General features: G+C 61.8%; 15 protein-coding genes. 5 read left to right on the top strand and 10 right to left on the bottom strand.

Translation table 11 applies throughout. The features are described 5' to 3' along the window. From MOV61_RS24800 to MOV61_RS24790, 3 genes are all read right to left on the bottom strand, one after another. The coding region (locus MOV61_RS24800) for a chromosome segregation SMC family protein (RefSeq protein WP_247138500.1) at positions 1–1179 on the bottom strand (1179 nt) is incomplete at its 3' end. 36 nt (positions 1180–1215) lie between these two features. After that, a complete protein-coding gene (locus tag MOV61_RS24795; protein WP_038584356.1) occupies positions 1216–1920 on the bottom strand; it encodes a DsbA family protein in 705 nt (234 codons plus the stop codon). Positions 1921–2064: 144 nt separating this feature from the next. Continuing rightward, the gene (locus tag MOV61_RS24790; RefSeq protein ID WP_037084405.1) at positions 2065–2568 is read right to left on the bottom strand and encodes a DUF721 domain-containing protein; all 504 of its coding nucleotides are present in this window, start codon (positions 2566–2568) and stop codon (positions 2065–2067) included. Positions 2569–2655: 87 nt separating this feature from the next. Between MOV61_RS24790 and mutY the strand changes: the two genes are divergently transcribed. Next, the gene (gene mutY / locus MOV61_RS24785; protein ID WP_247138499.1) at positions 2656–3741 is read left to right on the top strand and encodes an A/G-specific adenine glycosylase; all 1086 of its coding nucleotides are present in this window, start codon (positions 2656–2658) and stop codon (positions 3739–3741) included. An 18-nt stretch (positions 3742–3759) separates the two neighbouring features. Continuing rightward, complete coding sequence (locus tag MOV61_RS24780) at positions 3760–4374, top strand: HAD family phosphatase (RefSeq protein ID WP_247138498.1); 615 nt, start codon at positions 3760–3762, stop codon at positions 4372–4374. Between the two features lie 22 nt (positions 4375–4396). Here the strand turns inward: MOV61_RS24780 and MOV61_RS24775 are convergent, their stop codons facing one another. Beyond that, positions 4397–5170, bottom strand: a complete 774-nt coding sequence (locus MOV61_RS24775; protein WP_247138497.1) for a S24 family peptidase — start codon at positions 5168–5170, stop codon at positions 4397–4399. Between the two features lie 248 nt (positions 5171–5418). Then, positions 5419–6549, bottom strand: coding sequence for a site-specific DNA-methyltransferase (locus MOV61_RS24770; RefSeq protein ID WP_038584349.1), 1131 nt, complete (start codon positions 6547–6549; stop codon positions 5419–5421). 182 nt (positions 6550–6731) lie between these two features. On the opposite strand from MOV61_RS24770, the gene MOV61_RS24765 reads away from it, so the two are divergent. Beyond that, the gene (locus MOV61_RS24765) at positions 6732–6926 is read left to right on the top strand and encodes a hypothetical protein (protein ID WP_105401947.1); all 195 of its coding nucleotides are present in this window, start codon (positions 6732–6734) and stop codon (positions 6924–6926) included. Next, a complete protein-coding gene (locus tag MOV61_RS24760) occupies positions 6923–7375 on the top strand; it encodes a hypothetical protein (RefSeq protein WP_051899661.1) in 453 nt (150 codons plus the stop codon). The genes MOV61_RS24765 and MOV61_RS24760 overlap by 4 nt, the downstream gene beginning before the upstream one ends. 4 nt (positions 7376–7379) lie before the next feature. Here MOV61_RS24760 and MOV61_RS24755 read toward each other — a convergent pair whose 3' ends face one another. Further along, the gene (locus MOV61_RS24755) at positions 7380–7727 is read right to left on the bottom strand and encodes an antibiotic biosynthesis monooxygenase (protein WP_247039497.1); all 348 of its coding nucleotides are present in this window, start codon (positions 7725–7727) and stop codon (positions 7380–7382) included. Next, positions 7724–8053 (bottom strand): NIPSNAP family protein, encoded by a 330-nt coding sequence (locus tag MOV61_RS24750; RefSeq protein WP_247138496.1) that lies wholly within the window; start codon positions 8051–8053, stop codon positions 7724–7726. Before MOV61_RS24750 ends, MOV61_RS24755 begins: the two co-directional genes overlap by 4 nt. A 73-nt stretch (positions 8054–8126) precedes the next feature. Between MOV61_RS24750 and MOV61_RS24745 the strand changes: the two genes are divergently transcribed. Next, positions 8127–8810 (top strand): helix-turn-helix transcriptional regulator, encoded by a 684-nt coding sequence (locus tag MOV61_RS24745; protein ID WP_247138495.1) that lies wholly within the window; start codon positions 8127–8129, stop codon positions 8808–8810. Here the strand turns inward: MOV61_RS24745 and MOV61_RS24740 are convergent. The 3 genes from MOV61_RS24740 to MOV61_RS24730 all read right to left on the bottom strand — a co-directional run. After that, a complete protein-coding gene (locus tag MOV61_RS24740; RefSeq protein ID WP_247138494.1) occupies positions 8761–9231 on the bottom strand; it encodes a DUF1284 domain-containing protein in 471 nt (156 codons plus the stop codon). The genes MOV61_RS24745 and MOV61_RS24740 overlap by 50 nt on opposite strands. Then, the gene (locus tag MOV61_RS24735) at positions 9228–9815 is read right to left on the bottom strand and encodes a biotin transporter BioY (RefSeq protein ID WP_247138493.1); all 588 of its coding nucleotides are present in this window, start codon (positions 9813–9815) and stop codon (positions 9228–9230) included. Before MOV61_RS24735 ends, MOV61_RS24740 begins: the two co-directional genes overlap by 4 nt. Before the next feature lie 190 nt (positions 9816–10005). Further along, positions 10006–10445: GntR family transcriptional regulator (locus MOV61_RS24730; protein ID WP_247138492.1), on the bottom strand; the 440-nt coding region annotated here is incomplete at its 5' end.

Here is a 10445-nt window from a genome sequence, read left to right as displayed (position 1 = left end):
CTCGGCGCGCTCGGCGGTGATTGCCGAAAACAGCGCTTCGCTCGTCGCCAGCGATGCGGCGGCGGCCTCGAAGGTCGCGCGCATCTCCTCGGCTTCGGCGCCGGTATCGGCGAGCATGTCGTTGAGTTCGGCCTCTTCCTCGCCAAGCTTTTCGAGGAAGGACGTGTTGTCGGCGGCGAGCCGCTCCTCGCGGCTGATATCCTCGCCGAACTGGACGAGCCGGCGGGTTAGTTCGTCGCGGCGCTTCAGAAGGCGGTTCGCCTCTTCCTCCAGCTGGCCGCGGGCGATCTGCAGGCGCTGCAGGATGGCACCGGCTTTCGCCTCCTCCTCGCGCAGTTCAGGCAGCTTGAGGCTTGCGATCGCCTGGTTCTTGGCGGCCTCCATCTGACCTTGAGCCTTTTCGGCGACCACGCTGGTCACCTGGTTGAGAGCGCTTTCCGCCTCGCCTTCCGCCTCCTTGGCCTGAACCCAGCGGATATGCAGCAACATCGCCTCGCGGGCTCGGATATCGGCCGACAGGGTCTTGAAACGGTTGGCCTGGCGGGCCTGGCGCTTGAGGCTCTCGATCTGGCTTTCGAGCTGCGAGAGCACGTCGTCCAGTCGTTCGAGATTGCCTTCGGCGGCCCGCAGCCGCAGTTCCGCCTCGTGGCGGCGCGAATGCAGGCCGGAAATGCCGGCGGCCTCTTCGAGGAGCTGGCGGCGTGCCTGGGGTTTTGCCTGGATCAGTTCTCCGATGCGGCCCTGCCCGACCATGGACGGCGAGCGGGCACCGGTCGAGGCATCGGCAAACAGCAGCTGCACGTCCTTGGCGCGGGCTTCCTTGCCGTTGATGCGGTAGACGGATCCGGACTCGCGCTCGATGCGGCGGGTCACCTGGATCTCGTCGGAATCGTTGAAGGCAGCAGGCGCCGTGCGGTCGGAATTGTCGAGATAGAGGCCGACTTCGGCCGTATTGCGGGCCGGACGGTTGCCGGAACCCGAGAAGATCACGTCGTCCATGCCGGACGCGCGCATGTTCTTGTAGGAGTTTTCCCCCATCACCCAGCGCAGCGCCTCGACGAGGTTGGACTTGCCGCAGCCGTTCGGGCCGACCACACCGGTCAGCCCGCGCTCGATGATAAATTCCGTCGGTTCGACGAAAGACTTGAATCCCAGAACGCGCAGCTTGTTGAACTTCATGCCGCGCCCCTCACCTTCCCTTTAAGGAAGGTGTGCTCACAACAAGCTGTCGATGAGCTTGGACATGGATTCAACCGACATATCTCCCGAATACTTCTTGCCGTTGATCAGGAAGGTCGGCGTGGAATTGACGCCAAATTCGTCCGCAGCCCTCTTAACGACAGCATTCACTTCATCGAGAAGCTTCTGGTTCGTCAAGCAGGCCTCGAAAGTCTGCTGTGAGTAACCTGCGAGTTTGACCGTCTGGAGCAGCGCATTGCGCACATTTCCATCCGCCGGCGACGCCCAGCCGCGCTGCTGCTTGAAGAGCATCGAGACCATCGGGAAATACTGGGCAGGCGTCGAAAGCTCGGCGGCGTTCTGCGGGCTGCAGCGGGCGAGCATGAAAGCGGCGGTCGCAACCGGATCGAACGGGAATTCGCGGATGATGAAGCGCGCCTTGCCGCTGTCGATATACTTGGTCTTGATCGTGTCGAAGGTCTTGTTGTGGAAGTTGGCGCAATGCGGGCAGGTCATCGACATGTATTCGATGATCGTCACCTTGGCCTTTTCGTCGCCCAGCGCCATTTCCGGCAGCGGGCCCGGCTTCAGTGCAGCGGCCATGTCCACGTCGCCCTGGGATTCCGGCATTTCCTGCGCAAAGGCTTCGGAAGCGCCGAGCGGCAGCGCCAGGCAAAGGGCGGTTACAGCCACTCCGCCGAGAAGCGCGCGCCTGGTCATGGTCATTTCGTTCATCTGCATGGAACACCCGTGTGCGAGAAATCTTCAATAAAGGTGACATTCCGTATCGCGGCGCCCCAGCGCGAACAAGCTGTCGATAAGCAAATCTCTTCAAAGAATTGTGACAAATCGGAGGTCTATCAAGAGGATCGGCCGGTTTATCTCTCAGACCTTGCGTTTCTGCTGCAGAACGGCGGTGCCAAGCCTTGCCACCGCCTTCTTGAGCGCCTCGCTTTCGATCCCTTCCATCATGGTTTCCAGCCGCTTGGCGGCCTCGCCCTTCAAAGGCGGCGGCTTGCGGGGATGCTTGAAGGTCTGGGACACCGGTTTCTGGACGATGCGGATCTGGCGCACGGCCGGGAAACCAAAAAAGCCGTTGATGCGGGCGATCAGTTCACCCTGGGCATGGGTGAGGAAAAGCGCGCGCGCCCCTTCGCAGGCAATCGTCAGCACACCGGCCTGATGACCGCCGCCCGAACCGGTGCCCTCGTCGCGGCGCGGCCAGGCGATCTTTTCCGGCCGCGTGCAATCGGCAAAATCCTCGCCGGCGATCTCGTCCCAGGAGCCGAGCAGTGCCGTCGATATGCCGGCGCGGCGGGCAAGCACCGGATCGATGATGCCGTTGGCGATTTCCGATATCTGCAGCTCGCGTTTCTTGGGATAACTCATGACGCCCGCCATTGCGGCACCGGCGGGCCTTGATGCCGGCGCACTATTCCCACAACTATACGCCATCTCTTCCCATTACGGCAAACGATGCTCCAGACGATCAACATCACCCATGCGCAGAAGCTTCTGACCTGGTACGACCGGCATCACCGCGAGCTTCCATGGCGGGTGAGCCCGGCCGCGGCAAAGGCCGGAAAACGAGCCGATCCTTACCACGTCTGGCTTTCGGAAGTGATGCTGCAGCAGACCACCGTGCAGGCGGTGAAACCCTATTTCGCCAAATTCCTGACGCTCTGGCCCAAAGTGACCGACCTTGCCGCGGCACCGGTCGAGGACGTGATGGCGGCCTGGGCCGGGCTTGGTTATTACGCCCGCGCCCGCAACCTGAAAAAATGCGCCGAAGCGGTTGCGGCCGGGCATGGCGGTGTGTTTCCCGACACCGAGGAAGGCCTGCGAGCGCTTCCCGGCATCGGCGACTATACGTCAGCCGCCGTCTCCGCCATCGCCTTCAACCGCCAGTCCGCGGTCATGGACGGCAATGTCGAGCGGGTGATTTCGCGGCTTTACGCCATCGACGCGCCGCTTCCGGGCTCGAAACCGGCAATGAAGGCGAAGGTGGCTGAACTAACGCCGACTGAGCGGCCCGGCGACTTCGCGCAGGCGATGATGGATCTCGGCGCGACGATCTGCACCCCAAAACGGCCGGCCTGCGCGCTCTGTCCCTTCCGCGACGACTGTCTGGCCTTTGCAGAACACGACCCGGAGCGGTTTCCGGTAAAGGCAGCAAAGAAGGAAAAGCCGGTGCGGCTTGGTGCGGTGTTCATCGCTGTGACATCGGAGGGCGAAGTGCTGCTCAGGCGGCGGATCAACAGCGGCCTCCTCGGCGGCATGACCGAAGTGCCGACCACAGCCTGGACGTCGCGCATCGACGGCGGGACGACGACGGAGCACGCCCCCTTCCCGGCCGCATGGGAAGCGTCCGGCACCGTCACCCACGTCTTCACTCATTTCGAACTGAGGCTCTCGGTCTTCCGGGCGAAGACCGAAAGGGTCTCCACCGCCGACGGATGGTGGGAACCGGTCACAAATCTAGAGGCCCAGGCCTTGCCGACGGTGATGAAAAAAGCCATCACCCAGGCTATTCCACTGGCCTTCGAAAAATCTCCGAACTGATATTCCCAGGACATGTTCATGGCAGCCAAGATCGACCACATCGTCTTCGACATCGGCAAGGTGCTGATCCATTACGATCCGAACCTTCCCTATGCCCGCGTCATCCCGGACGAGGAGGAACGCAGATGGTTCTTTGAGAACGTCTGCACCCATGAATGGAACCTGGAACAGGATCGCGGCCGCAAATGGGAAGATGCCGAGGCGCTGCTGGTCGAGCGGTATCCGGAACGGGAAGAACAGATCCGCGCCTTCCGCAAATGCTGGCACGAAATGGTGCCGCATGCCTATGACGGCTCGGTCGCGATCATGGAAGGCCTGATCGACAAGGGCCGCGACGTGACGATGCTGACCAATTTCGCCGCCGACACGTTCGCCGAGGCTAGGCAGATCTTCCCCTTTCTCAACAGACCGCGGGGCGTCACCGTGTCTGGCGAGATCGGCCTGATCAAACCGGACGTGGAGATCTACGAAAAGCACGCCCGCGACTTCGGCCTGACGCCGGAAGCTTCGATCTTCATCGACGACAGCCAGGCGAATGTCGAGGGTGCGCGCGCGGCCGGCTGGCAGGCGGTGCATTTCAAGGATCCGGAAACGCTGCGGCAGGACCTGATCGCCCACGGCATCGAACTTTAAGGTTTTGTCTCATGGGCCGGATCTACAGGACCCGGCTTACGGCGCAGACGCGGCCGACGACCTTCAGATCGGACAAACTGTCCTTGAGGACATGCTGCGGGCGATAACGTTCCACATTGTCCGGCAGCAGTTCGAGGCTGCCGTCGGCAAGCCGTTGCACCCGCCGCGCGATCAGTTCCGCGCCGGTATCGAACAGGTAGACCCGGCCGTCCTCCAATTTGCGGTCGCTGATATCGACGAACATCGGGGCTCCGTCGACAATCGTCGGAGACATGCTATCGCCGCTTGCGGGCACGACCCGCATGTTTTCCGGTTCGGCCGAAAGTTTGGCCCAAAAACCTCGCGGTATGGCCGCCCATGTGGTGTCGTGCGGTTCGAGCGGGGGCTGCCCGGTCGCCTCGTTTTCATAAGCCGGGATGACGATACGATCGGCGAGATCCCAGACCGGGCTCGGCTCGGAAAATCCGGCCGGCTGGTTTTCCGGCGCCGCGAAATGGACGACGCCTTCTTCCACCGACCAAACGCTGCCGAGATATTCGATCGGCACGTCGGCCAGTTCCGCCATCATGTTAAGCGTGCTGTGGCGCGGCTCGGTCTTGCCGTGCCGGTAGTTGTCGAGCGTATTGTCGTTCAGGCCCAGCGCATCGACGACCCGCAGGCGACCGCCGGCCAGTTCGCAGAGGATCAGCATCTTCAGCGCCACGGCCCGGCGCGCGGCATCCCTGCCCTCCCAGCTTGGAGAGAACCGCGCCAAGGCACGCTCGATCCGGTGGCGCAACTCGCCATTGACAGGCATGGACATTCTAAAAAACGCTAACCTGGAAATTCGTTCAACCCGATACAACCTACGATATCAAGCGCAAGTGACGGCGGGAATACCTGAAATTTCGCAAAGTCGAAATTGGCCAGGCGGCAGAAGCGACGAGGACGCCCGCAAAAGAAATGGCGCCCGGGATCAGCCTTCCCGGGCGCCAATTATCCTCGTCCGGGACTAGAGGTACGAAACCGGACGAGGCATTCGGTCGATGTGGCGGGACCGGTGGATCAGTCTATTTTCGCCATATCGTTTCGGATCACGGATCGCAGTTCGTCGATGGGCTTGAGGGATTTGCCATCGTCGAAATGCCAGAAAGTCCATCCGTTGCATGCATCAAGGCCCTGCACTTTCGCGCCGAGGCGATGAATGGAACCAGCCTCGCCACCTGCCGCGAGCGTGCCGTCGGCGCGGATGATCGCGCTGTGGCGGCGCTTCGCATCGGTCAGGACCTGACCGGGCTTGACGAGACCACTTTCGACCAGAGTGTTGAAGGCGACACGGGGTTCGGCCTTCTTGCCGGTCATGACCGTCAGTTCCGCCTTGCCGAGCGGCTCGACGGAGGCGATGCGCTCGGAAGCCGCATCGATATAATCCTGCTCGCGCTCGATGCCGACGAAATTGCGGCCGAGGCGTTTTGCGACGGCGCCGGTTGTGCCGGTGCCGAAGAAGGGATCGAGGATGATGTCGCCCGGCTTGGTCGAGGCCATGATCACGCGGGCAAGCAGCGCTTCCGGCTTCTGGGTCGGGTGGACCTTCTTGCCGTCGTCGCCCTTCAGGCGTTCGCCGCCGGAGCAGATCGGGAAGAGCCAGTCGGAGCGCATCTGAACGTCGTCGTTGGAGGCCTTCAGCGCATCGTAATTGAAGGTATAGCCCTTCGACTTGGCGTCGCGGCTCGCCCAGATCATCGTTTCATGGGCGTTCTGGAACCGGCGGCCCTTGAAGTTCGGCATCGGGTTGACCTTGCGCCAGACGATGTCGTTCAGCAGCCAGAAGTTCAGGTCCTGCATGATCGCGCCGACGCGAAAGATATTGTGGTAGGAGCCGATGACCCAGATCGTGCCATTCGGCTTCAGGACGCGGCGGCAGGCGAGCAGCCAGGCGCGGGTGAAGGCGTCATAGACTTCGAAGGAGGCAAACTGGTCCCATTCATCGTCAACGGCATCGACCAGCGACTGGTCGGGACGGTGAAGCGTGCCGCCGAGCTGGAGATTATATGGGGGATCGGCGAAGATCGCATCGACGGAATGATCCGGCAGAGCCTCCAGAGCAGCGACGCAATCACCCTTGATGATGGAGTTTAGCCAAGTGTCCGGACGGACCTGACGCTTCAGGTCGGCCAACGGAAGAACTGCTGCCATTTGCTACTCGCTACGCTCTACTCGATACGAATTTTTACTGCCTGTTATGGTTACCCACTTTGGTTACTAAAGCCTGAAGCGGCGTGCGGTTTCGGGAAAAATTTTGAGGCGTGGAAAGATGGTGCCGGCTTGATCATTCCGACACATGCCGTATCTTTGGAGAACAATGATGGAGTGCAATCATGCCCACCACAAAGGCATCCGCAAAGCGAGGCGAGCAGCCGACAAGAAGAGTGCTTCTTGCTCGAGAGCTCAGCGATGCGGAAATGGCAGCGATCCGCGCCGCGCAGGTCAAGGCGGACGTGCCCTATAATCTCGACGACCTCGACGACGAAGGCAATCTTGTCTCCCGGAAACCCTCGGATCGGGCGCGTTGAAAATCCCTCTTTCGGCGCCAGTCGGTAGCATTGTCGCCTACGAATATCTCTGGCATTCCCAATCCGGAACAAGGGACGACGGTGAGAAAACGCGCCCTGCGGTTATCGTCTTGTCCGCCGTCCGCGATGGAAGCAAAGAGATCGTCTATTGCCTCGGCATCTCGCATAGCGAACCGAAATCTCACCAACGCGCATTACCTCTGCCAACAAAGCTGCTGAGGTATCTCGGCCTCTCGGAGGAGCCGTCCTGGGCTTATACCGACCAGTTGAATGTCTTCATCTGGCCGGGTCCCGATTTACGTCCCGCTTCATGGCTGTCGAGCCGACCGCACACCGACGACAGCTGTTTGATTGGCCATTTGCCGAGCGACTGGTTCGAGTCGCTCAAGATGCATCTTGGAGAAAGCCGGCAGCTCGGCAAGCTCGCCGCCATCAAACGCAGCGAATAAACATCTAAGCCGCATGCACCTCGCGGCTGTCCTTCGGCGCTTCGTCCCGCTCGAACATGCCGTAATCCCTGACGACGTGGCCGATGCGCAGGCGGTAATCGGCGAAGATGCCGCCGCGGCCGGCTTTCTGGGCGGCGCGGTGGCTTTCGAGGTTGCGCCATGCCTTGACCGCCTCCTCGTCTCGCCAGAAAGACAGGGACAGGATTTTTCCGCGTAGGGTGAGACTTTCGAACCGCTCGATCGAGATGAAGCCGTCGATGGTTTCCAGTTCGGACCGCAGTTCGCCGGCAAGGTCGAGATATTTGTGGCGCTCGCCCATATAGGGAATGACTTCGAAGATGACGGCGATCATGGCTTTACCAAAGCTCCGTGCGGCGTGGAGACGTTCTTGAGGAAGATCCGGTCCTCCTTCAGGATGAAACGTTCGCGTTTCGAGAACGCGTAGTTTTCCTTGCCCAGCGGATCGGCCATCAGCCGGGCGCGATAGGTCTCGTAAGCGGCGAGGCTGTCGATGTTGTAGATGCCATAGGCCGTGGTCGCCGAACCTTCGTGCGGGCCGAAATAACCGATCAGATCGGCGCCGCAGCGCGGGATCGCCTGGCCCCAGTTGCGGGCATACTCAGTGAACTCATCTTTTTTGAACGGGTCGATTTCGTAGCGGATGAAACAGGTGATCATGACTTCGTCTCCTTGTGTTGTGGAGATGTTTTGCCATATTGCCAGACGAAGATGCTTCGGTTACGGTCGAAGTATGAAAGAAGGTCCAGACATTGCCCGCATCGGGATGCTGTTCGGCGATCCCGCCCGCGCCAACATGCTGACTGCCCTGATGGGCGGCCAGGCGCTGACGGCGACCGAGCTTGCGCAAGCCGCCGGCGTGACTGTGCAGACGGCGAGTTCGCATCTCTCCAAGCTCGAGGAAGGCGGCATTCTCGCCCAGCGAAAGCAGGGCCGGCATCGTTATTTCACGCTTGCAGATGCCGCCGCCGGCACGCTGCTCGAAAACATCATGGGGTTTGCGGCAAGCCGAGGCCACCTGCGCCACCGGCCGGGACCGAAAGATCCGGCACTGCGCAAGGCGCGTGTCTGTTACGATCATCTTGCCGGAGATTACGGGGTGAGGATGCTCGACAGTTTCGTCGCCCGCGGCGCGATCGAGAGCGATGGCGACAACTTGACGATGACCGAGGACGGCCGCAGGGAGCTTGGCACGCTCGGAATCGATGTGGCGTCGCTCACATCCAATCGCCGGCCACTCTGCAAATCCTGCCTCGACTGGAGCGAGCGGCGCTCGCATCTGGCCGGCACGCTCGGCAAGGCGCTGCTTGCCCATTTCCTCGAAAACGGATGGGCACGGCGCAGTGAGGAGAGCCGCGCGGTGCTGTTCACGCCGGACGGCGAGCGGAAGTTTCTTTCGCTGTTTCCGGCGGGCTGAACGTCATGACCAGCGCGCCTGCATAATCTTCTGCCGCGATGCGATCGCAAAGGCTGCTCCATTCACAGCCCGTGCAAGCGCGGCGGGTCACGCCGGCAGAGAAGGCGCGGCGCAGTTTCTCGAACAGCGCCTGATCGGAGGAGATCACCGCCCCGGTCTCTAGCTCCCGCCCAAGCAGGCGGGCGATATCCGCCAGCGCCGCCGCATCGCGACCGGCAACCGAAGCACCGAAACAATGCGCATCTTCATCCGAGAGAAGCGGGGCGCAGATATCGTCGGGGCCGGAGACGATCTCGATCGTCTCGCCGGCGGAAAGCCGGCCGGCGAGACGACGATAATTGGCGACGAAGGCCGGGCTGTAGCCCTCGCCGACAAAGGTCAGCATGCAGAGAAGATGATGCGGCCGCAGCCTCACCGTCACTCTGCCGCGGCGCGATTGCGGGAGGCGACGGCGGCAAGGACGGCTGCCGCCAGGCCCGATTTCAGCGCAGCGCCGAGGATGAACGGGGCAACGCCGGCCCATAATGCCTTTTCAGCGCCGATCAGTGCCGCGAGCCAGGCCCAGCCGAGCGCAAGGCATAGAAGGTTTGCGATCAGATGTGCCGAGAAGCTGGCGAGGATGCGCCGCCCGGTCCAGCCGCGTTCGGCAAGCCAACCGGCAAGGGCGGCAATCACCGGAAAGGAAAAGAGATAACCCGCGGTCGGCCCTGCGAACACGGCAATGCCGCCCGCCCCACCCGCGAGCACCGGCGCTCCAAGTGCTGCTTCTCCCAGCCAAGCAAGCACCGTCAAGGCGCCGAGCCGCCAGCCGTAAAGCGCGCCGATCATGGTCACGGCGAAGGTCTGCATGGTGATCGGCACGGGAACCATCGGCACGGCGATCCGGGACGCGATCGCCAGCACCAGCGTGCCAGCGAGCACGAACAGGATTTTGGCGGGCAAGGACCGCTCGACAAGCCGAAAGGGATCGAAAATAAGCGCCTGGGGGGAATTAATCAGGGACATCGGGTTCTCCTTTTCAAATTATAGATAATTTTGATTCCCATCTATTTTATGAGGCGAATTTTCGACAGAGGCAAGGGGCACGGTGTCGAGTATACAGCGGGCGCAGAGGAAACGATGGCACATCTCGGCAAAAACAGGCCTATAAAGCCGGTTTCCGCGGAAATAAATTATCTATAATTTTTGGAAATAATCAGCCGACGATGGCGAAAGTCTCGCGCGCGGCACCAGTCTTGGCCGGTTGTGGGCCACGGCCGATCCATTGCACGTGCTTCTGCAGGATGGCGGCGGCCTCGTCGATCTTGCCCTGCCTAAGCGCGGCGAGGATGGCGCGATGGTCGTGGTCGGTGCGCTTTTCCCAGCCGGACTGCCAGGCGGAAAACAGGAACCTGGCGCTTGCGGCATGCAGGTCGTCGATCGAGGCGAGCAGGCGCTTCATGCCGCAGGGGGTGAGAATCAGCCGATGGAAGCGGCGGTTTGCCTCTTCCCAGGCATGCACGTCGGCGGCGGCATCGCCTTGCCTCGCCGCCTCCTCCGCCGCGTCGAGAATGGCGGGGGTCAGGTGGCGGGCGGCGTGGCGGAGCGCCAGCACTTCCAGCACGGCGCGCATTTCCGCCACTTCGCGGACTTCGG

The sequence above is a fragment of the Neorhizobium sp. BETTINA12A genome (assembly GCF_023006485.1).
GTDB lineage: Bacteria > Pseudomonadota > Alphaproteobacteria > Rhizobiales > Rhizobiaceae > Neorhizobium.
The sequence above is the reverse complement of the archived record's forward strand: the minus strand, read 5'-3'. Positions and strand labels throughout refer to the sequence as shown.

Bases quoted from the DNA above. Each gene is read 5' to 3' on its own strand.
- MOV61_RS24775 (WP_247138497.1), bottom strand. From the start codon at position 5,170: ATGCCTGTCAATGGCGAGTTGCGCCACCGGATCGAGCGTGCCTTGGCG.
- MOV61_RS24755 (WP_247039497.1), bottom strand. From the start codon at position 7,727: ATGATCGCCGTCATCTTCGAAGTCATTCCCTATATGGGCGAGCGCCAC.
- MOV61_RS24765 (WP_105401947.1), top strand. From the start codon at position 6,732: ATGCCCACCACAAAGGCATCCGCAAAGCGAGGCGAGCAGCCGACAAGA.
- MOV61_RS24745 (WP_247138495.1), top strand. From the start codon at position 8,127: ATGAAAGAAGGTCCAGACATTGCCCGCATCGGGATGCTGTTCGGCGAT.
- MOV61_RS24795 (WP_038584356.1), bottom strand. From the start codon at position 1,920: ATGCAGATGAACGAAATGACCATGACCAGGCGCGCGCTTCTCGGCGGA.
- MOV61_RS24770 (WP_038584349.1), bottom strand. From the start codon at position 6,549: ATGGCAGCAGTTCTTCCGTTGGCCGACCTGAAGCGTCAGGTCCGTCCG.
- MOV61_RS24790 (WP_037084405.1), bottom strand. From the start codon at position 2,568: ATGAGTTATCCCAAGAAACGCGAGCTGCAGATATCGGAAATCGCCAAC.
- MOV61_RS24780 (WP_247138498.1), top strand. From the start codon at position 3,760: ATGGCAGCCAAGATCGACCACATCGTCTTCGACATCGGCAAGGTGCTG.
- MOV61_RS24735 (WP_247138493.1), bottom strand. From the start codon at position 9,815: ATGTCCCTGATTAATTCCCCCCAGGCGCTTATTTTCGATCCCTTTCGG.
- MOV61_RS24750 (WP_247138496.1), bottom strand. From the start codon at position 8,053: ATGATCACCTGTTTCATCCGCTACGAAATCGACCCGTTCAAAAAAGAT.
- mutY (WP_247138499.1), top strand. From the start codon at position 2,656: ATGCTCCAGACGATCAACATCACCCATGCGCAGAAGCTTCTGACCTGG.